Below are 20460 nucleotides of genomic sequence, written 5' to 3'. Positions count from 1 at the left end.
TGCTGCGCTCTTGCTCAGGGCTGACGGGATGCGCCGAGCCGGGCGAAGAAGCGCTGCTTGGTCCATTCCGAACAGGCCGCATAGAGCAGCGTGATCAGCAGAACCGCCCCGAGCACCGTGGCCGGCAGTGGCTGCAGGGCGAACCAGCCGCCCACCGGCGTGTAGGGCAGCAGCACGGTCAGCAGCGCGATGAGCAGTGAACTGACGAGCAGGAAGCGCCCCGGCCGGCTGCGGTAGAACGGCTTGTGCGTGCGCACCACAAAGATGATGGCGAGTTCGGTGATCAGCGATTCGACGAACCAGCCGCTGCGAAACAGCTCCGGTTGCTCGCCCACCAGGTACAGCAGCACGCCGAAGGTGAGCAGATCGAAGGCCGAGCTGATCAGGCCGAACAGGATCATGAAGCGGCGCACCTCGCCGATGTCCCAGCGATGCGGCGTGCGTGACCAGTCGGCATCGACGCGGTCACCGGCGATGCCGATGGCCGGGATGTCGGAGAGAAAGTTGTTGAGCAGGATCTGCTTGGCCAGCAGCGGCAGGAAGGGCAGGAAGAACGAGGCCACGGCCATGCTGATCATGTTGCCGAAGTTGGCGCTGGTGGTCAGGTAGATGTACTTCAGCGTGTTGGCGAAGGTACGCCGGCCTTCGTCGATGCCCTGACGGACCAGGCCCAGCTCGTGGCGCAGCAGGACGAAATCGGCCGCCTCCTTGGCCACGTCCACCGCGTTGTCCACCGAGATGCCGACGTCCGCGGCATGCAGTGCCGGCGCGTCGTTGATGCCGTCGCCGAGAAAGCCCACCACGTGGCCGGTCTTCTGCAGCGCGCGGATGATGCGCTCCTTCTGGTTGGGATCGACCTCGGCGAACAGGCTGACCCGCGGCGCCAGGTTGATCAGCGCCTCGTCGCGCATCTGCCCGATCTCGGCGCCCGTGATGACGCGCTCGACATCGATGCCGACGCTCTCGGCCACCTGCCGGGCGATCAGGCGGTTGTCGCCGCTGATGATCTTCACCGCCACGCCCAGCTCGCGCAGCGCGGCCAGTTCCTCGCGCACACCGGGCTCGGGTGGGTCGAAGAACAGCAGGAAGCCGGCGAAGACCAGCGCCTGCTCATCATCGACGGTACAGCGCTCGCCTTCCATGGAGCGCCAGGCAAGGCCGAGCACCCGATAGCCGGCGGCGCTCCAGGCGGCGAAGTGGGCCGCCAGCGCCTCACGCCGCTCGGCGGTCAACGGCAGCACGGCATCGCCCTGTTGCACGAACGCCGACACCTGCAGCACGTTATCCAGCGCACCCTTGCAGATCAGCCGTGGCGTGGGCTCGTTAGCGTCGCGCAGCAGCACGCTCAGGCGCTTGCGGACGAAGTCGTAGGGAATTTCATCGAGCTTGTCGGCGCCAGTCATGGCCGGCGCATTGTCGCGGGCGTAGTCGCCGGTCGCCTCGTCCAGCGGGTTGCGCAGGCCGGTCTGCAGCGACGCGTTGAGCCAGGCCATGCGCAGCACCGTGGTGCTGGGCTGGCCGTCGGCGTCCAGCGCCCCGTCGAAGGCCACTACGCCGCGGGTCAGGGTGCCGGTCTTGTCGGTGCAGAGGGTGTCCATCGCGCCGAGATTCTCGATAGCGTTGAGATGGCGCACGATCACGCCGCGCCCCGCCATGCGTCGCGCGCCGGCCGAAAGGGTCGCGCTGAGGATCGCCGGCAACAGCTCCGGCGACAGCCCGACGGCCAGGGCGATGGCGAACATCAGGGTGTCCAGCGGCGGTCGGTCGAGGAACAGGTTGAGCCCGAGCACCGCCGTGACCATCACCAGCATCACCCGCAGCAGCAGACCGCCGAACTGGCGCAGGCCGCGCTCGAACTCGGTTTCCGGCGGGCGCAGCACCAGCGAGCGCTCGATATGGCCGAGCTCGGTATGCAGGCCGCAGCGCACGGCCAGCAGGCGCGCCGTGCCGCTGCGCAGCGAGGTGCCGCGGAACAGGCAGTTGTCGCGCTGCGACAGGGCGGCGTCGCTGGCGATCCGGCTCGCCTGCTTCTGCACCGGAAAGGTCTCGCCGGTCAGCAGGGCCTGGTTGACGAAGCAGTCGCGCGCCTCGACCAGCCGGCCATCGGCCGGAATCAGGCTGCCTGCCGAGAGCTCGACGATATCGCCGGGCACCACTTCATCCGCGGCCAGGCTCTGCAGGCGCCCGTCGCGCCAGACATCGGCGCGGCTGGCCACCTGTTCACGCAGGCGCGCAATCGCGCGGTTGGAGCGGACCTCGTGCAGGCTGCCGACCAGCGCGCTGGCGATGACGATGGCCAGCACGATCAGGGCATCCAGCCAGTCATGGGCGATCAGCGCCACCAGCGCGCCGATCAACAGGATCAGCACCAGCGGGCTGGACAGCTGGCGCAGCAGCGAGGCGCCGACCTGCCGCGCCAGGTTCGGCCGGTACGTACGCCTGACCGACGGCTGTCGCGCGGCGGCAGCGTCGCTGGCGAGCCCGTTCGGCCCGCTCTTCAGGCTGGCGTAGAGCTCATCCAGCGGCTGGCTCCAGTAGTCCGGCGTGACAGTCTCGTGGTGGTCTGCGGCGCCGGCCCGCAAGGCGTCCCGGGAGAGCCAGAAGCCGGGCAGCATCGGCAGCCAGAAGCTCAATACGCGAAACAGCAGCGTTGCCGACAGGCCGGCCGCCAGCGGCACGCCGGCCCAGCTGAGGGTCGCCACCGCGGCGGCCTCGAACGCACCCAGCCCACCCGGCACGATGCCGACACTGCGCAACACGCTGGCCAGCATGAAGCTGGCGAAGATGCCGGCGAAGGGCGCCGCGTGGCCGACCGCGTGAAGCAGCGCCCAGAGGGTCAGGGCGTCAAGCAGGACGATCAGCAGGGAATAGCCGCTAGCCCAGCTCAGCAGGCGCGGATTGCGCGTGAGCCGGGGCTCGGCCGCGAACACCATCGCCAGCAGGCGCTGCATCCAGCGCACGTGTTGCAGGCGCCTGGCCAGGGCGCCCTGCGGCAGCCCGGCGATCAGCGGTGCGGCGATCGCCATGAGGCCGCAGAACAGCATGAAGGCTGCGCTGGTGGCGATCACGGCGAGACTGCCATGGCCGCTGTCGATCGCGATGAAGAGGGCGGCGCCGAGCGCCAGCAGGTAGGCCACGAAATAGGCCGACACGCTGACGATGAAGCAGCTGGAAACCTGAGACACAGCGATGCCGCGACGCTGCAGCAGGGCGACCACCGCCACCGCGCCGCTGAATCCGGAGGAAGGCAGGGCCTGGTCGATGAACAGCTTGGTCAGGCTGAGCTTGGTGGCGTCCCACAACGGCAGCGACGTGCCCGCGGCCGTCAGTACCTGGCGATACAGCTGACCCTGGACGACGTAAGTCAACCCCTGCAGCGCGATGGCGACCAGCAGCCAGGCCGGCTCGGCCTGGCTGAGAACCAGGGCGAAGTGGCTGGCGTCGGCCAGCTGCAGGACGCCGACCACCAGCACGCCGAGCATGGCCGCGCCCAACAGCCAGGACAGCCAGATCAGCGGCCTGGCATGTTCGGCCGGGGCGGAAGAGTCGAACGCATCGTGCATGCCGTGCACCCCCTGCTGGCGCCAACGCTGTCAATCATCGGCCCGGCGGGAGAGCCGGACATTGACACCGATCAGGCGCCCCCGTGGGGGCGCTGCAGCAAGGCTAGATCGCCACCAGGCGTTGCACACCCTCGGCGGCCATGTTTTCGCCGCGGCCCTGCTGGATGATCTCGCCGCGGCTCATCACCAGGTACTGGTCGGCCAGTTCGGCGGCGAAGTCGTAGAACTGCTCCACCAGGAGGATCGCCATGTCGCCGCGGGCCGCGAGCTTCTTGATCACCGCGCCGATCTCCTTGATCACCGAGGGCTGGATGCCTTCGGTGGGTTCATCGAGGATCAACAGGCGCGGCTTGCTCGCCAGCGCTCGGCCGATGGCGAGCTGCTGTTGCTGGCCGCCGGAGAGGTCGCCGCCGCGGCGGTGCTTCATTTCCTGCAAAACCGGGAACAGCTCGTAGATGAACTGGGGTACTTCCTTGGCTTCCCTGGCGCTGAAACGGGACAGGCCCATCAGCAGGTTTTCCTCGACGGTCAGGCGGCCGAAGATCTCGCGCCCCTGCGGCACATAGGCGATGCCGGCGTGCACGCGCTGGTGCGGCTTGAAGCCGGTGATCGGCTTGCCCTCCCAGTTCACCGCGCCTTCCTTGGCCGGGATCAGGCCCATCAGGCACTTGAGCAGGGTGGTCTTGCCGACGCCGTTGCGTCCGAGCAGGCAGGTGACTTCGCCGACCTTCGCCTCGAACGAGAGGCCGCGCAGGATATGGCTGCCGCCGTAGTACTGGTGCAGTTGCTGGACTTGCAGCATGTCGATGTCCTTGTTTCTTTCGTGACGCGTGGAAAAAGCTGCGCCGCTTTCGGTGGATAAGCCTGCGGCGTTATCCACCCTACGATTCGACGGGCGTAGGGTGGATGGCCGAAGCCATCCACCTGTTTGCTCAACGCCCCAGATACACCTCGATCACCCGCTCATCCGCCTGCACCTGTTGCAGCGAACCCTCGGCCAGCACCTGGCCCTGGTGCAGCACGGTGACGTGGTCGGCGATGGTCTCGACGAAGCCCATGTCGTGCTCGACCACCATCAGCGAATGCTTGCGCGCCAGCGACTTGAACAGCTCGGCGGTGAATTCGGTCTCGGCATCGGTCATGCCGGCTACCGGTTCGTCGAGCAGCAAGAGCTGCGGCGACTGCATCAGCAGCATGCCGATCTCGAGGAACTGCTTCTGCCCGTGGGACAGCAGCCCGGCCGGGCGATGACGCGACTGGCCGAGGCGGATGGTCTCCAGCACTTCGTCGATGCGGTCCTTCTGCTCGCCGGAAAGCCTGGCCCTGAGGCTCGCCCACACCGACTTGTCGGTCTTCTGCGCCAGCTCCAGGTTCTCGAACACCGAAAGCGCCTCGAACACCGTGGGCTTCTGGAATTTGCGGCCGATGCCGGCCTGGGCGATGTCCACCTCGCTCATGCGGGTCAGGTCCAGGGTTTCGCCGAACCAAGCGCTGCCGCTGGTGGGGCGCGTCTTGCCGGTGATGACGTCCATCATGGTGGTCTTGCCGGCGCCGTTGGGGCCGATGATGCAGCGCAGCTCGCCGACGCCGATGTACAGGCTGAGATCCGTCAGCGCCTTGAAGCCGTCGAAGCTGACGTTGATGTCTTCCAGGCTGAGGATGGTGCCGTGGCGTACGTCCAGACCCTTCTCGGCGACCCGGCCGAGGCCGATGGCATCGCGGGTCAGGCCACCGCCGGTGGGGTCGAAGCCGTCGATGACGGCGCTGCAGGGTACGGTTTTCATTCTTCGCCCCTCCGCTTGATGAGGCCGATGACGCCCTTGGGCAGGTACAGGGTAACGACGATGAACAGCGCACCGAGGGCGAACAGCCAGTATTCGGGGAACGCCACGGTGAACCAGCTCTTCATGCCGTTGACGAGGCCGGCGCCGAGCAGCGGGCCGATCAGCGTGCCGCGTCCGCCGAGGGCGACCCAGACGGCGGCCTCGATGGATTGCGTCGGCGCCATCTCGCTGGGGTTGATGATCCCCACCTGCGGCACATAGAGCGCGCCGGCCAGGCCGCAGAGCACCGCCGACAGCGTCCAGATGAACAGCTTGTAGCCGCGCGGATCGTAGCCGCAGAACATCAGCCGGTTCTCGGCATCGCGCAGGGCGGTGAGCACCCGGCCGAACTTGCTGCGCGCCAGGCGGAAGCCCAGGTACAGGCTGCCGGCCAGGAGCGCCACGGTGGCGAGAAACAGCGTGGCGCGGGTCGCCGGCGCCGAGATCGAGAAACCGAGGATGGTCTTGAAATCGGTGAAGCCGTTGTTGCCGCCGAAGCCGGTCTCGTTGCGGAAGAACAGGAGCATGCCGGCGAAGGTCAGCGCCTGGGTCATGATCGAGAAGTACACGCCCTTGATCCGCGAGCGGAAGGCGAAGAAGCCGAAGACGAAGGCCAGCACGCCGGGCACCAGCACCACCAGGCACATGGCCCAGAGGAAGCTCGAGGTGCCATACCAGTACCAGGGCAGCTCGTTCCAGGCGAGGAAGCTCATGAATGCCGGCAGGCCGTCACCGGCGCTCTGGCGCATCAGGTACATGCCCATGGCGTAGCCACCGAGGGCGAAGAACAGGCCGTGGCCGAGTGACAAGAGCCCCGCGTAACCCCAGACCAGATCCAGCGCCAGGGCGACGATGGCGTAGCAGAGGATCTTGCCCACCAGGGTCAGGGTGTAGGCCGAAACGTGCAGGGCATGCTCGGCCGGCAGCAGGTGCAGCAGCGGCATGGCGACGAGGACGGCGAGCGCCAGGCCGAGGGCGATGACCGTGGCTTTCGGCCCGGCTTTCTGCGCGGCGGTGAGGGTAAGTGGCTGGTTCAATCGATGACCCTCCCCTTGAGAGCGAAGAGCCCCTGAGGACGCTTCTGGATGAAGAGGATGATCAGCGCGAGGATGAGGATCTTGCCCAGCACGGCGCCGATCTGCGGTTCGAGGATCTTGTTGGCGATGCCGAGGCCGAAGGCGGCGAAGATGCTGCCGGCCAGCTGACCGACACCGCCGAGCACCACCACCAGGAAGGAATCGATGATGTAGCTCTGGCCGAGGTCCGGGCCGACGTTGCCGATCTGGCTCAGGGCCACGCCGCCGAGCCCGGCGATGCCGGAACCCAGCCCGAACGCCATCATGTCGATGCGCCCGGTGGGCACCCCGCAGCAGGCGGCCATGTTGCGGTTCTGCGTGACCGCGCGCACGTTCAGGCCCAGGCGCGTCTTGTTCAGCAAGAGCCAGGTCAGAAGCACCACGAACAGCGCGAAGCCGATGATCACCATGCGGTTGTACGGCAGCACCAGGTTCGGCAGCACCTGCAGGCCACCGGACAGCCAGGCCGGATTGGCGACCTCGACGTTCTGCGCGCCGAACAGCACCCGCACCAGCTGGATCAGGATCAGGCTGATGCCCCAGGTCGCCAGCAGGGTTTCCAGCGGGCGGCCGTAGAGATGGCGGATCACCGTGCGTTCCAGTGCCATGCCGATCGCGGCGGTGACGAAGAAGGCCACCGGCAACGCCACCAGCGGGTAGAAGGCGAGGGCTTCCGGGGTGAGCCGCGCCATCAGCACTTGCACCATGTAGGTGGTGTAGGCCCCGAGCATGAGCATCTCGCCGTGGGCCATGTTGATCACCCCGAGCAGGCCGAAGGTGATCGCCAGGCCGAGGGCGGCGAGCAGCAGGATCGAGCCCAGCGACAGGCCGCTGAAAGCCTGGCCGAGCAGCTCGCCGATCAGGAGCTTGCGCTTGACCTGCGCCAGGCTGGTCTCGGCGGCCTTGCGCACGTTGGCGTCGGTTTCCGCCTCGTCGGCCAGCAGGTTCTCCAGGCGCACCCGGGCCATGGGCGCGCCGGTTTCGCCGAGCAGGCGCACCGCGGCGAGGCGTACTGCCGGATCATTCGCGGTCAGCTGCAGGTTGGCCAGCGCCAGGGTCAGCGCTTCGCTGACGGCGGCATCGTCCTCGGCGTCCAGGCGCTGCTGAAGCAGCTCGAGCTGTTCCGGTTGGCCGCTGCGCTGCAGGCGCTTGGCCGCGGCGAGGCGCTGCGCGGGGTCTTCGGCGAACAGCTGGTGGCTCGCCAGGGCGGTGTTGAGCAGGCCGCGCAGGCGGTTGTTCAGGCGCAGCTTCTTCGGCGTGCCGACCGGCTCGGCATCACCTTCGAGGGCACGGTAGGCTCCGTTTTCCTCGATGAAGGGCGTCTTGTTCTGGTCGATCACCACGCGGCTGGCGCGCAGCGCTTCGATCAACGGCAGGCGCTCAGGCGCGGGCACGGCGGCCCAGCTTTCCAGCAGCTTGGCCTGTTTGGCCGGGCTGGCCTTGGCGTAGTCGGCCGCGTCTCCGGCCTGTGCCGCCCAGGGCAGGGCGAGCAGGAGCAGCAGCAATAATCGGTGCAGGGCAGTGTTCATGCGTGAATTCCCCAGGGGGCGCCGCGGGCTCTCTTGACGGAGGTGGCGGCGATGGGCGGGCGGATGAGAACGTCTCGACTACGCGTCCCGATCCGCCCAACGAAAGCCGAGGGATCGTGGGGTGGATCGGGACGCGAAATCGGTGCGTCACCCATCCACCATGGCGACCGCAGCGGTTAGTTGGACTTCACCGCGTAATCCGGCTTCTTGTCGTTGCCCGGGATGTAGGGGCTCCACGGCTGGGCGCGGACCGGGCTTTCGGTTTCCCAGACCACCGAGAACTGACCGTCCTCCTGGACCTCGCCGATCATCACCGGCTTGTGCAGGTGGTGGTTCTTCTCGTCCATGGTCAGGGTGTAGCCGCTCGGTGCCTTGAAGGTCTGCCCGGCGAGTGCATCGCGTACCTTGTCCACCTCGGTGCTGCCGGCCTTCTCGACCGCCTGCGCCCACATGTGGATGCCTACGTAGGTGGCCTCCATCGGGTCGTTGGTCACGGCCTTGTCGGCGCCCGGCAGGTTCTTGGCCTTGGCGTAGGCCTTCCACTTGCTGACGAAGGCTTCGTTGACCGGGTTCTCCACCGACTGGAAGTAGTTCCAGGCGGCCAGGTGCCCGACCAGCGGCTTGGTGTCGATGCCACGCAGCTCTTCTTCACCGACCGAGAAGGCGACGACCGGAACGTCGGTGGCGTCCAGGCCCTGGTTGGCCAGCTCCTTGTAGAAGGGCACGTTGGAGTCGCCGTTGATGGTCGACACCACGGCCGTCTTGCCGCCGGCGGCGAACTTCTTGATGTTGGCGACGATGGTCTGGTAATCGCTGTGACCGAAGGGGGTGTAGACCTCTTCGATGCTGGATTCCGGCACGCCCTTGCTGATCAGGAAGGCGCGCAGGATCTTGTTGGTGGTGCGCGGGTAGACGTAGTCGGTACCGAGCAGGAAGAAGCGCTCGGCGCTGCCGCCGTCTTCGCTCATCAGGTACTCGACGGCCGGGATGGCCTGCTGGTTCGGTGCGGCGCCGGTGTAGAAGACGTTCGGCGACAGTTCCTCGCCTTCGTACTGCACCGGGTAGAACAGCAGACCGTTGAGTTCTTCATAGACCGGCAGCACGGATTTGCGCGAAACCGAAGTCCAGCAACCGAAGGTCACCGCGACCTTGTCCTGGGTCAGCAGCTGACGGCCTTTCTCGGCGAACAGCGGCCAGTTGGAAGCCGGATCGACCACCACCGGCTCGAGCTGCTTGCCGAGCACGCCGCCCTTGGCGTTGATCTCGTCGATCGTCATCAGCGCCATGTCCTTGAGCGAGGTCTCGGAGATGGCCATGGTGCCGGACAGCGAATGCAGGATGCCGACCTTGATGGTTTCGGCGGCCTGCAGGGTGAAGGGGAACAGACCGCTGAGCATCAGGGCACTGGCGGCGAGGGTGGTCTCGATCAGAGGACGGCGTTTCATTTGGGGCTCCTTGGCTGTCCGTGCGCAACTGTGGGCTGGGTACATCGGAACGCCTGGAGCAATGGCAGCATCCGTGCCAAATCGCGCAAAGCCTTCTACGACGCCGCTTTGCGCCGATCCTGGGTTGATCCGGCAGCTTTCGTGGTGAGCCAAGCTGGTGCATCGCAGGGCGCGTGGTGCACTGCCAGGGCCCGCTTTGCCCGATTTCGGTGCCGGCCCGCCACTTGCCCGCTGCAGGCCTGGCTTCTAGCATGGCCGGCCCGCTCCGAGACCCGTCGCCATGCCCCGCCCACCGCGTTCTCCATCCTCGCGATCGCCTGCCAGAGCGCCTGCGCCGCGGCGCGTCGCCAAGGCGCCGCCGGCCGAGCCGCGGCTGTTGCTGCTGAACAAGCCGTTCGACGTGCTTACGCAGTTCGCCGATGCCGATGGTCGTGCGACCTTGAAGGACTTCGTCTCGGTGCCGGGCGTCTACCCCGCCGGGCGCCTGGATCGCGACAGCGAGGGTCTGTTGCTGCTGACCAACGACGGTCGGTTGCAGGCGCGTATCGCCGACCCGAAGCACAAGCTGCCCAAGACCTACTGGGTGCAGGTGGAAGGCGAGGTGGACGAGACACAGCTGGAGCGGCTGCGTCAGGGCGTCGAGCTGAACGACGGCATGACCCTGCCGGCCGAAGCGCGGCAGCTCGATGAGCCCGAGCTGTGGCCGCGCAATCCGCCGGTGCGCTTCCGCAAGAGCGTACCGACCAGCTGGCTGGAGCTGGTGATTCGCGAAGGGCGCAATCGCCAGGTGAGGCGCATGACGGCGGCGGTTGGCTTGCCGACCTTGCGCCTGGTACGGGTGCGCATCGGCCCCTGGGCGCTGGACGGCCTGCAGCCGGGCGAGTGGCGGGAAGTGCCGGCGCAGCTGTAGCGCGCCGGCCGGTGCCTCAACTCAGTGCGGGATGCCCTGAGTCACTTCGATGATGTATCCGATGACCGGCTTGGCGAGAAAGGCGAACAGGCACAGGCCGAGACCGAGGAAGAGGATGGCGGTGCCAAGGCGCCCGGCCTTCGACTTCTTAGCCAGGTCCCAGATGATGAAGGCCATGAAGGCCATCAGCCCGCCGACCAGCACGATCATCATCCACTTTTCGAAAACTTCGGGATCCACAGGGTTCTCCTGACTGACTTCGACGACGGCGCCCGTGGCAGGCCGGGCGCGAAAGCGGGGCAGTATACGCCTGCGCAAAGCGGCGCGTGTGCCACCGCTGGTTGGACGGTCGTGCTCGCAAAGCGTTCGGATCGCGCCGACCGGGCGCCGGTGCGGCGAAATGTCTCGCCCGAATTCAGTAGGCCGCCTTGATCACATCGATGCCCTTGTTCAGCACCGCGCGCCAGGCCTGCAGGTCCGCCTGCTGCAGGTCCTCGTCGTGTTGCCCGATGGTCTCGAGCAGGGCATCGATCCACAGGTCATAGAGCTCCGGATGGATATCCAGCTGTGCCCGCGAATGGCTCTGACCCAGCGCACGGAGCTTGGTGTCCGGCATGCCGCGGGCGAACAGCACCAGGTTGAGGATGCCGGCGCGCAACAGCTGCTTCTGCGCGGTCATGTCGGTACGGGCGAACTTCTCCCGTATCGCTGGCGAGCTGGCGAGAAAGGTGGCGTAGAAGTCATCGAAGAAGCGGGGGCTCGCGCAGCAGCGGCCATAGCTCTGCATGACGCGGTTGGTGTCGTTCATGGGGCATCCCTGGCACGAAGGTTCGGGAGCGGCGCCTGTACGGAGCGTCGCATTCGGCTGTCCGGCGCGCCTGGCGACACCGGATGCAAGGGCGCGGATTATAGGCAGTAACCCTTCGGAAAGTAGGGTACAACCTGTGCGCTGCGTCTCAGCTGCGCAAATGCTCCAGTGGCAGCTCGGTGCTCGATGCCACCTGACGCAGGACAAAGCTGGAACGCACGCTGGAGACGCCTTCGATACGCGTGAGGGTGTCGAGCAGGAACTGTTGGTAGTGGTCCATGTCCGGCACCACCACCTTGAGCTGGTAGTCGGCATCCATGCCGGTGACCAGGCTGCATTCCAGCACTTCCGGGCAGCGTCCGATCACGCCCTCGAAGTGCTCGAAGCGCTCCGGGGTGTGCCGGTCCATGCCGATCAGCACGTAGGCGGTCAGCGTCAGGCCGAGCTTCTTGCGGTCGAGCAGGGCTACCTGGCGAGCGATATAGCCGTCGTCTTCCAGTTGCTTGACGCGGCGTGAGCAGGGCGAGGGCGACAGTCCGATGCGTTCGGCCAACTCCTGGTTCGAAATGCGGGCGTCGTGCTGCAGTTCGGCGAGAATGCGCAGGTCGTAGCGGTCGAGTTTGCTCATGGAGGGATGCCTTTGGGATCGGATTGCGCGTGATGATGAGTCCAGGGCTGAAGATTGCGCAAGAGGTGCCTTGATCAGCAATCTTAGCAATCCGGTGCCGGTCGGGGCGGCGTAAGCTTTATCTCAACTTCAGCCCCCGGCAGAACGACCACGGCACGCGATCCCCGCCGCGGTCACCGAAAGTCTTACCGAGACCGACGGTCCGGGCCTCCGGCGCTCACGAGGCACCGTGCGAAGCAGCCGTTACCATCGGCCAGACGAATCGAAGAGACCACGCCCAGGCGTGGTCTTTTTCGTTGTGGGCGTCGTGGGGGTTTGGATGTGATCGGCGATGCAAGGTCTGCAAACCTGCAAGCGATACAGACAGGGGCTCTATCGCCCCGACGCCTGACACTGGTCGAAGGCTCACCGCCTCGGCGGCGCTACCTCAAGCGGGTCGGCATGCACCAGCACCTCCGCGTTCGGATAGCGGTCATGAATCGCATTCTCCACCGCCACACACAGATCATGTGCCTGCGACAGCGGCAGTTCACCAGGCAGTTCCAGGTGCAACTGGACGAACCAGCGCGTGCCGGAAACCCGCGTGCGGAAGTCATGGCAACCATGTACCCCGGGCACTTCGCAGACCAGTTGCTGCATCTGTTCGCTGATCTCCGGCGACAGCTCGGTATCCATCAGCACGGCCCCGGCCTCGCGGACGATGCTGATCGCGCTCCAGAAGATGTAAAAGGCGATGGCGATGCCGAACAACGCGTCGGTACGCTCCCAGCCAAAGCTGGCGAGGACCAGCGCGAGCAGGATGCTGCTGTTGAGCAGCAGGTCGGAGCGGTAGTGCAGCGAATCGGCGCGAACGGCGGTGGAACCGGTGATTTTCACCACGTGATGCTGGTAGGTCAGCAGCACGGCGGTCATCACCAGCGAGAAGATCATCACCGCGATGCCTACACCCTGCGCGCCCAACGGTTGCGGATGCAGCAGGCGGTCGACGCCTTGCACGCCGACGAGGATCGCGCTGACGCAGATGAATGCCGCCTGCCCCAGCCCGGCCAGTGCCTCGGCCTTGCCATGGCCGTAGCGGTGATCGTCGTCCGCCGGGCGCAGCGAGTAGTGCACCGCCAGCAGGTTGAGCAGCGAGGCGGCGCCGTCCAGCAGCGAGTCGGTGAGGCCGGCCAGCAGGCTCACCGAGCCGCTCAGCCACCAGGCGACGGCCTTGCTCAGCGCCAGCAGGATGGCCGTCGCCAATGCCGCGGCGCTGGCCCGGCGCATGAGCCGGGCGTGGTCGCGATTGATGCTCATCGGCGGCGGCTGTCCCTCGTGGGCATCAGGCGGCCGGGCGCAGGCCGAAGGCGGCCAGCTGCTCGACGCTGCCGTTGTGCTGGATCAGTCGCGGGTCGTCCAGCGGCAGGCTGCGGCCGGTTTCCGCCTCGATGATGGCTTTCAGGCGGGCCTGGTCGATCTGCCCATCGGCGCCGATCGCTTCCTGCAATTTCTCCGGCGCCATGGAGTACTGGTTGTCCGGCAGGTAGATCGCACCGGTGGCGAAGTCGATGCCGAACGCGATCAGTCCGGGGATGACGTAGAACAGCAGGCCGACGGCGTTGAGCACGGCGATGGCCGGGTCGATGCGGCCTTCGATCTGCCCGCGGCGATCGGGGTAGAACAGCGTGCCGCAGGCGGTCAGCTGGGTGAACAGGGACGCGGCCAACACGCCGCCGATGATTCGGTTACGGGTACGCATAAAGACCTCCTGGAAAAGTGGCGCAACTATACAAGGGCTGGATGATGTTTTCTCGACATCAGACCATGCCGCACGCACGGGTGTTCGGCGCCTGGCAGCTTTACCCAGTCCTTACCGAGCATTGACGGAGCCCGGCGCGGCTCCGGCGGATAATCGCGTGGCGATTCCTCTCACTCGGAGTGCACCACCATGTTCGGATCATTGCCGCGCGCCGCGCTCGGCGCGTTCCTTTCCTTCTGCGTTGCAGCGACCGCCCTTGCTGCACCGCCCGGGCCGGGTCCGGGCATGCAGCGTGGGCCGGGCGGCCCGGGGCCCTACCCTGCGCCAGGGCCGCGTCATGGGCACGGACTGCCAGCCGGCGCGCGGGAGGTGTGGATCGGCAGCATGCTCTGCTTCGTCGCCGCCGGAACCTATTACCTGTGGAATGCCGAGCGCAACGTCTACGAACCCGTCAGCCAGCCGCCGCTGCCGGCCAGCGAGGCCACGCGATATGATGTGATCGCCTATCCGGCCAAGGGCCAGAGTGCCGAGCAGCAGAGCCGCGACCGCTACGAGTGCCATAGCTGGGCGGTCAGCCAGAGCGGTTTCGACCCGGCCAGCGCCCGGACGGCCCCGGCGGCCAGCGTTGCCGACACCTACAAGCGCGCCCTCGGTGCCTGCCTGACCGGACGCGGCTACAGCGTCAACTGATGCGCCCAGCTTCGGGCGGGCGCTTCGGTTGTTGAATCGTCTGCCCGAAGCGAGTGCTCATGAATTCCCTACCGATCGACGAAGTTCTGCCGGCGTTGCGCCAGGCCCTGCAGCAGCGCGACGAAGCCGTGCTCGAGGCGCCGCCCGGCGCCGGCAAGACCACCCGCGTGCCGCTGGCGCTGCTCGGCGAAGCCTGGCTGGCCGGGCAGACCATCATCATGCTCGAACCGCGCCGGCTGGCCGCCCGCGCCGCCGCCGAACGCCTGGCCAGCGAGCTGGGCGAGCGGGTCGGCGAGACGGTGGGCTACCGCATCCGCCTGGACAGCAAGGTCGGGCCGAACACCCGCATCGAGGTGGTCACCGAGGGCATCCTTGCGCGCCGCCTGCAGGACGACCCGGCACTGGAAGGCGTCGGGCTGGTGATCTTCGACGAATTCCACGAGCGCAGCCTGGATGCCGATCTGGCCCTGGCGCTGACCCTCAATGCGCGTCAGCTACTGCGCGACGAGCCGCTCAAGCTGCTGCTGATGTCGGCGACGCTGGAGGGCCAGCGCCTGTCGGCGTTGCTCGACGAGGCACCGGTGGTGCGCAGCGAGGGACGCATGCACCCGGTGGAGCAGCGCTGGGGCCGCCCGCTGGCGCCGGGCGAGCGCATCGAGCCGCGGGTGGTGCAGACGGTGCTGCAGGCGCTGCAGGACGAGCGCGGCAGCGTGCTGGTGTTCCTGCCGGGGCAGGCCGAGATCCGTCGGGTGAACGAAGCGCTGACCGAACAGCTGGAGGGGCGCGGCGACATCCTCCTCTGCCCGCTGCATGGCGAACTGGAGCTGGCCCAGCAGCGTGCGGCCATCGAGCCTGCACCGGCAGGCCTGCGCAAGGTCGTGCTGGCGACCAATATCGCCGAGACCAGTCTGACCATCGAAGGTGTGCGGGTGGTGGTGGACGCCGGGCTGGCGCGGGTGCCGCGCTTCGATCCCGGCAGTGGCATGACCCGCCTGGAAACCCGGCGCATCTCCCGTGCCTCGGCCACGCAACGGGCGGGGCGGGCCGGGCGGCTGGAGCCGGGTGTCTGCTACCGGCTGTGGTCGGAGGAGCAGCACGGGCAGCTGGCGGCCTACGGCGAGGCGGAAATTCTCCAGGCGGATCTTGCCGGCGTCGCGCTGCAGCTGGCGCGCTGGGGTGTCGAGCCCGACGAGCTGGCCTGGCTCGATCGTCCGCCGGCCGCCGCCTACGGTCAGGCGCAGGCCCTGCTGGAGCGCCTCGGTGCGCTGCAGCGCAGCGAGCACGGCGGCTGGCAGCTGACCCGTCACGGCCAGGCGATGGCCGAGCTGCCGGTGCATCCGCGCCTGGCGCACATGCTGCTGCGCGGGCAGGCGTTGGGCGTGGCTGCGTTGGCTGCCGACGTGGCGGCGCTGCTGGTCGAGCGTGACATTCAACCCGGCGGGCAGCGCGGCGGCGGAGCCGATCTCGCCCTGCGCCTGCATCAGTTGCAGGATGGTCGTGGTGCTGGGGTACAGCGCGTCCGGCAGATGGCCCGGCAGTTTCGCAGCTTGCTGCGCGGTGCTGCGGCGGCGCCGGCTGCTGAACTCGATGAGCAACACGCCCTGGCCGCACTGCTGGCCTTCGCCTATCCGGACCGGGTGGCCCGACAGCGCCGCGAGGGCGGCGGTGGCTATCGGCTGGCCAACGGCCGCGCGGCGCAGTTCGGCGAGCCGGACCAGTTGATGAAGGAGCCGTGGCTGGTGATCGCCGAGCTGGGCAGCCATCAGGGCCAGCGTGAGGAGCGCATCTATCGCGCCGTGGCGCTGGACGCGGCATTGTTCGAGGGGGCGCTGGCCGAGCAGGTCGCCGTGCGCGACGAGCTGGAATGGGACGAGCGCGAGGGCGTGCTGCGTGCCGAGCGGCAGCGGCGGGTCGGCGAGCTGGTGCTCAGTCGCGAACCGCTGCCGACGCTGGACGAAGAGGCACGTGGCAAGGCGCTGCTCGCGCTGGTGCGGCGCAAGGGGCTGGAACTGCTGGCCTGGACGCCGGAGCTGCGCCAGTGGCAGGCGCGCATCGGCCTGCTGCGCCAGCTCGAGCTGGATGCGGGCGACACCAGCGACTGGCCGGATGTCAGCGACGCCGCACTGCTGGCACGCCTGGAGGACTGGCTGCTGCCTTATCTGGGCAAGGTCACGCGGCTGGTGCACTTCGCCCAGCTCGATCTCGCCGCGATGCTCGCCACCCTGCTGCCCTGGCCGCTGCCGCAGCGCCTGGAGGAGCAGGCACCGGTGGCCGTCACGGTGCCCTCCGGCTCGCGCATCAGGCTGGACTACAGCGAGCAGCCGCCGGTGCTGGCGGTGCGCCTGCAGGAGCTGTTCGGCCTGGCCGACACGCCGCGTATCGCCGCTGGCCGGCAGGTCGTCAAGCTGCACCTGCTGTCGCCGGCGCGCCGGCCGGTACAGGTCACCCAGGACCTTGCCAGCTTCTGGGCCAATACCTATGCCGAGGTGAAGAAGGATCTCAAGGGGCGCTATCCCAAGCACTACTGGCCGGACGATCCGCTGATCGCCGAGCCCACCGCCAGGGCCAAGCCCCGCGGGCAGTGAGGCTCAGTCGGAGGGCAGGCTGAGGTCTTCGCCGGCCTGGCGCAGCGTTTCGTAGGCCTGATCCAGTGCCTCGACGATGGTTTCGGCGTCGTGCGTATGGCGTGAAACGATGAAGTGGATCGGCACCTGGGTCAGGCGCAGGTAGGGCAGCTCTTCCATGTTCAGGCGCTGCCGGGCCTGCTCCACGGGAATCTGATAGTCGAGCAGATAGTCGCCACGCTTGCGCCGCAGCATTTCCAGCGCCGAAAGGTGGTTGCTGGTGCGCAGCAGGCGCAGATCGAGCGCCGGGTTCTCGAGCATCGTGTTGACGTTCGGCCAGTAGCTGTAGCCGCCGATCAGGATCAGCGACTTGCCGGCCAGATCCTCGGGAATGCGCGGCGCCGGTGTGCCCGCACGGTGGTACAGGTTGAGGTTGATCTGACTGAGGGTATGCCGCCCCTCCAGGGTATGCGTGGTGAGCTCAGGCTTGCCCCGGGCACCTGGCCAGACGTCGATACTGCCGTTTTCCAGTGCCGCATACAGGCGCGCACTGGGCAGCAGTCGGAAGCGCGCCTCATAGCCGGCCTGGCGCGCCACGCGGCGGGTTAGCTCGGCCAGCTCGCCGCGCGCCGTGCCGTGGGCGTCGGTATAGATGGCAGGCGCGAATTCGTAATAGCCGATATTGAGGACTCGCGGCGAAACGGAATCTGCTATTGCCACGGCAGACAGGCTGCAGAGCAGGGCCACGCCCAGTTGGAGGAATGCTTTCAAAGGATCGATCACTGGCTTGCGCTGTTCCGGCAAGCATGCGCAGGCGTTGCGCTGTTGTCCATGAGGCATCTTGCGGCGGCGTGAGGTACGTCTGCTTATCTCGACCTATGCTCAAGGCAAGGCGCGATGTCGCGGGTGAGGAGTAAAGATATGCAGCGCAAGGTGTTCAACCGCAAACTGGTGCTGATCACCGGTGGCTGTGCCGGAATCGGCCGTGCCCTGGCGGTGCGGATGGCCCAGGCCGGCGCGCGGCTGGTAATCTTCGATCTGCATCAGGATGCGCTGGATGGCCTGGTGCAGCACCTGGCCGATCACCACAACGCCGAGGCGCTGGGGCTGTGCTGCGACGTCAGCGATGCCGAGGCGGTGCAGCGCGCGGTGACGCTGGTGATCGAGCGTTACGGCGGCATCGACGTGCTGGTCAACAATGCCGGCATCACCCATCGCAGCCCGGTGGCCAACACCAGCCTGGCGGTGTTCCAGCGGGTGATGGCGGTGAATTTCTACGGCGCGCTGCATTGCACCCAGGCGGCACTGCCCAGCCTGATCGCCCGGGACGGGCAGATCATCGTGCTCAGCTCGCTTTCGCAGTATGCCCCTGTGCCCAACCGCGCCGCCTACAACGCCAGCAAACACGCACTGCACGGGCTGTTCGAGACGCTGCGCGGCGAGCTGAGCGATACCGGGGTGCATGTGATGCTGGTCTGCCCCGGTTACACCGCCACCGACCTGCGCAAGAACGTGCTGGTCGGCGACGGCTCCACCGCGCCGTCGCCGGTGCTGGACATCGGACGGGTCGCCTCGCCGCAGGATGTCGCCGAGGCGATCTACCAGGGCGCGCTGCGTCGGCGCGCGTTGCTGGTGCACTCCAATCTCGACTGGAAGGCGCGGCTGCTGGCGCGCTGGTGCCCGCGGCTGTACCAGCACCTGCTGCTGCCACGGCTGCTCGGCAGTCGAACCTGATGCTCCGCGGTCACTCGCCGCTGCCGTAGAGCTGCTCCATCAGCGCGGCGTCCCAGTAGGCCGCCTCGATCTTGTGACCGTCCAGATCACGGACGAAGCAACCGTAATAGGGCTCGCCATACTCCGGCCGTGGTCCAGGGGCGCCTTCATCGACCGCGCCGGCGGCGATGGCGGCTCGGTGGAAGGCATCCACGGCAGCCTGATCGGCTGCGAAGAAGCCCACATGGGTGCCGTTGCCGACGGAGGCGGTGCCGCCGTCGAAGGGGCGCTGGACCCAGAATTCGGGATATTCGCGGCCCCAGGCGACCGCACCCGGGTGTTCGAGGATGCGTTTGCAGCCGAGGGTGGCGAGGACCTGGTCATAGAAGGCAACCGCCTCGTCGAAGCGATTGCTGCCCAGGGAAATGTGGGAAAGGATGCTGGGGTTCTGTTCGGCCATGGTGCGTTCTCCTTGAATGGCCACGCAAGCCTAGCAGGCCGTCGACGCCTGACCGCGGGACCAGCCGAACGGCGTCTCAGCCGGGCTCCGACTGCCTTGCCGGCGGTTCGCTGCAGAGCATGAAGCAGCGGAACAGCATGATGGTCGGCAGCAGTTGCAGCAGGCCGACCACGCCATCCAGCAGCATCGCCGGCAATAGCGGCGGGGTCTCGTCAGCGAACAGCTGAGCGGCGATCCAGACCTCGAGCATCCAGACCGGCAACAGCACGGTCATCACACAGCCCAGGACCAACAGGAAATGCCCGCGGGTGAGCTGGAAGCTCTGCTTCAGCGCTGCCAGCGGCGTCAGCCCGCGCAGCACCAGCAGGTACTCGGCGAAGGCGATCTTGACCATTACCCAGATGCCCGGCAGCACGAACAGCGAGGCGCCGAGCAGGATCAACAGCGTGCCCAGCCCCGAGAGCACGGCCAATGCTGGCCACAATGGCAGCGCCCGGGCATAGACCGCGCCCAGAGCCGGATCATGGCCACGGCTGCGCGCGTCCAGAAAGAGGATCAGCGCGCCAACGTACAGCGGGTAGAAGATCAGGCCCACCAGCAGGTCCAGGGCGGGCGGTGCGTTATCGCCGAGCCAGTGCTCGATGCCCAGACGGGTCAGACTTTCCAGCAGGATCAGCGGCAGGCAGAGCCGGACGATGGTCAGGAAGTGGCGGGAGTAGAAAAACCAGGCGTCGCGCAGGATGGCAAGAACGTTCATTGCAGTCCGCAGTCAGGGAGCGTTTCGGGGGCGCCACTGTAACGGATGCGGGCGAGGCGGGACATGCGCGATTTCGCCGTCCATACTGGCGGTCCATTCAGATTTCAGGCCGCCGCGTGAAGAAGATTGCCCTGTTCGCCGATGTGCAGAACCTCTACTACACCGTGCGTCAGGCCCATGGCTGCCACTTCAACTACTCGGCGCTGTGGGCCGACGTCAGCCGGCGCGGCACTATCGTCGAAGCCTATGCCTACGCCATCGAGCGCGGCGATCCGCGCCAGCAGCAGTTTCAGCAGATCCTGCGCAAGCTGGGCTTCACGGTGAAGCTCAAGCCCTATATCCAGCGCAGCGACGGCTCGGCCAAGGGCGACTGGGACGTGGGCATCACCATCGACGTGCTGGACGCGGCGGCCTGGGTCGACGAGGTGGTGCTGGCATCCGGTGACGGTGATTTCGACCTGCTGCTCGAACGGGTGCGTGCCGCTGGCGTCGAGGCCACTGCCTACGGCGTGCCGGGGCTCACCGCGCAGTCATTGATCCGTGCGGCGACGCGTTACGTGCCGATCGAGGGTAATTTGTTGTTGCGTGGCTGAAATCCGCCGCTTTGAGAGAACGGGATTGTCTGCCAACGGGGCGACTCGGATTTGCCAGTGTAGGGTGGAGGATGCTCCACCCATCCACCGCAGCGAAGCCACGCCGTGGAAAATGCTGCGCAGTTTTCCACCCTGCGCCTCCAACCCAGAGGCGCTGTGATCG

At 67.2% G+C, this 20460-nt stretch carries 19 protein-coding genes; 5 read left to right on the top strand and 14 right to left on the bottom strand.

Features of this window, described 5'->3' with window-relative positions; translation table 11 throughout:
• Nucleotides 1-14: 14 nt before the first annotated feature.
• The 6 genes from mgtA to urtA form a co-directional block, all read right to left on the bottom strand.
• Nucleotides 15-3563 (bottom strand): magnesium-translocating P-type ATPase, encoded by a 3549-nt coding sequence (mgtA, locus tag PSTAB_RS18305; protein WP_013984133.1) that lies wholly within the window; start codon nucleotides 3561-3563, stop codon nucleotides 15-17.
• Nucleotides 3564-3666: 103 nt separating this feature from the next.
• Entirely contained in the window at nucleotides 3667-4365 is a 699-nt protein-coding gene (urtE, locus tag PSTAB_RS18300; protein WP_019405386.1) for an urea ABC transporter ATP-binding subunit UrtE, read from the bottom strand.
• A gap of 130 nt (nucleotides 4366-4495) precedes the next feature.
• Nucleotides 4496-5347: an urea ABC transporter ATP-binding protein UrtD gene (gene urtD / locus PSTAB_RS18295; protein WP_003283036.1), complete on the bottom strand. Its 852-nt coding sequence runs from the start codon at nucleotides 5345-5347 to the stop codon at nucleotides 4496-4498.
• Nucleotides 5344-6423: an urea ABC transporter permease subunit UrtC gene (urtC, locus tag PSTAB_RS18290; protein ID WP_003283037.1), complete on the bottom strand. Its 1080-nt coding sequence runs from the start codon at nucleotides 6421-6423 to the stop codon at nucleotides 5344-5346. Before urtC ends, urtD begins: the two co-directional genes overlap by 4 nt.
• Entirely contained in the window at nucleotides 6420-7991 is a 1572-nt protein-coding gene (gene urtB, locus PSTAB_RS18285; protein WP_013984131.1) for an urea ABC transporter permease subunit UrtB, read from the bottom strand. The genes urtC and urtB overlap by 4 nt, the downstream gene beginning before the upstream one ends.
• Nucleotides 7992-8167: 176 nt before the next feature.
• The gene (gene urtA / locus PSTAB_RS18280) at nucleotides 8168-9436 is read right to left on the bottom strand and encodes an urea ABC transporter substrate-binding protein (RefSeq protein ID WP_013984130.1); all 1269 of its coding nucleotides are present in this window, start codon (nucleotides 9434-9436) and stop codon (nucleotides 8168-8170) included.
• A 280-nt stretch (nucleotides 9437-9716) separates the two neighbouring features.
• On the opposite strand from urtA, the gene PSTAB_RS18275 reads away from it, so the two are divergent.
• Nucleotides 9717-10346 carry a pseudouridine synthase gene (locus PSTAB_RS18275; RefSeq protein WP_017246504.1) on the top strand — a complete coding sequence of 210 codons (630 nt, stop codon included), beginning with the start codon at nucleotides 9717-9719 and terminating at the stop codon, nucleotides 10344-10346.
• Nucleotides 10347-10367: 21 nt separating this feature from the next.
• Here the strand turns inward: PSTAB_RS18275 and PSTAB_RS18270 are convergent, their stop codons facing one another.
• The 5 genes from PSTAB_RS18270 to PSTAB_RS18245 form a co-directional block, all read right to left on the bottom strand.
• Nucleotides 10368-10586: a DUF2788 domain-containing protein gene (locus tag PSTAB_RS18270; protein ID WP_013984129.1), complete on the bottom strand. Its 219-nt coding sequence runs from the start codon at nucleotides 10584-10586 to the stop codon at nucleotides 10368-10370.
• A gap of 175 nt (nucleotides 10587-10761) precedes the next feature.
• Complete coding sequence (locus PSTAB_RS18265; RefSeq protein WP_013984128.1) at nucleotides 10762-11154, bottom strand: globin; 393 nt, start codon at nucleotides 11152-11154, stop codon at nucleotides 10762-10764.
• Between the two features lie 148 nt (nucleotides 11155-11302).
• Complete coding sequence (locus PSTAB_RS18255) at nucleotides 11303-11782, bottom strand: Lrp/AsnC family transcriptional regulator (protein ID WP_013984127.1); 480 nt, start codon at nucleotides 11780-11782, stop codon at nucleotides 11303-11305.
• A 405-nt stretch (nucleotides 11783-12187) separates the two neighbouring features.
• Nucleotides 12188-13078, bottom strand: coding sequence for a cation diffusion facilitator family transporter (locus PSTAB_RS18250; protein ID WP_013984126.1), 891 nt, complete (start codon nucleotides 13076-13078; stop codon nucleotides 12188-12190).
• A 25-nt stretch (nucleotides 13079-13103) separates the two neighbouring features.
• Nucleotides 13104-13520, bottom strand: a complete 417-nt coding sequence (locus tag PSTAB_RS18245; RefSeq protein ID WP_011914729.1) for a hypothetical protein — start codon at nucleotides 13518-13520, stop codon at nucleotides 13104-13106.
• A 189-nt stretch (nucleotides 13521-13709) separates the two neighbouring features.
• Here PSTAB_RS18245 and PSTAB_RS21990 point away from each other — a divergent pair, with 189 nt between their 5' ends.
• Nucleotides 13710-14210 (top strand): hypothetical protein, encoded by a 501-nt coding sequence (locus PSTAB_RS21990; protein ID WP_232244019.1) that lies wholly within the window; start codon nucleotides 13710-13712, stop codon nucleotides 14208-14210.
• A gap of 59 nt (nucleotides 14211-14269) precedes the next feature.
• Entirely contained in the window at nucleotides 14270-16795 is a 2526-nt protein-coding gene (gene hrpB, locus PSTAB_RS18235) for an ATP-dependent helicase HrpB (RefSeq protein ID WP_013984124.1), read from the top strand.
• A 3-nt stretch (nucleotides 16796-16798) separates the two neighbouring features.
• Here the strand turns inward: hrpB and PSTAB_RS18230 are convergent, their stop codons facing one another.
• Nucleotides 16799-17614 carry a substrate-binding periplasmic protein gene (locus PSTAB_RS18230; protein ID WP_041771865.1) on the bottom strand — a complete coding sequence of 272 codons (816 nt, stop codon included), beginning with the start codon at nucleotides 17612-17614 and terminating at the stop codon, nucleotides 16799-16801.
• Nucleotides 17615-17695: 81 nt separating this feature from the next.
• Between PSTAB_RS18230 and PSTAB_RS18225 the strand changes: the two genes are divergently transcribed.
• On the top strand, nucleotides 17696-18508 hold the full coding sequence (locus PSTAB_RS18225) for an SDR family oxidoreductase (protein WP_013984122.1): 813 nt from the start codon (nucleotides 17696-17698) through the stop codon (nucleotides 18506-18508).
• 10 nt (nucleotides 18509-18518) lie between these two features.
• Here PSTAB_RS18225 and PSTAB_RS18220 read toward each other — a convergent pair whose 3' ends face one another.
• Together PSTAB_RS18220 and PSTAB_RS18215 are read right to left on the bottom strand one after the other, a co-directional pair.
• The gene (locus PSTAB_RS18220) at nucleotides 18519-18947 is read right to left on the bottom strand and encodes a VOC family protein (protein WP_011914724.1); all 429 of its coding nucleotides are present in this window, start codon (nucleotides 18945-18947) and stop codon (nucleotides 18519-18521) included.
• A 76-nt stretch (nucleotides 18948-19023) separates the two neighbouring features.
• On the bottom strand, nucleotides 19024-19704 hold the full coding sequence (locus tag PSTAB_RS18215; protein WP_011914723.1) for a YciC family protein: 681 nt from the start codon (nucleotides 19702-19704) through the stop codon (nucleotides 19024-19026).
• Between the two features lie 116 nt (nucleotides 19705-19820).
• Between PSTAB_RS18215 and PSTAB_RS18210 the strand changes: the two genes are divergently transcribed.
• Nucleotides 19821-20297, top strand: coding sequence for a LabA-like NYN domain-containing protein (locus PSTAB_RS18210; protein ID WP_013984121.1), 477 nt, complete (start codon nucleotides 19821-19823; stop codon nucleotides 20295-20297).
• The last annotated feature ends 163 nt before the right edge of the window (nucleotides 20298-20460 follow it).

The organism is Stutzerimonas stutzeri (genome assembly GCF_000219605.1).
Taxonomy (GTDB): domain Bacteria; phylum Pseudomonadota; class Gammaproteobacteria; order Pseudomonadales; family Pseudomonadaceae; genus Stutzerimonas; species Stutzerimonas stutzeri.
Note: the sequence above shows the minus strand (reverse complement) of the source record. Positions and strands in the feature narration are given on the sequence as shown.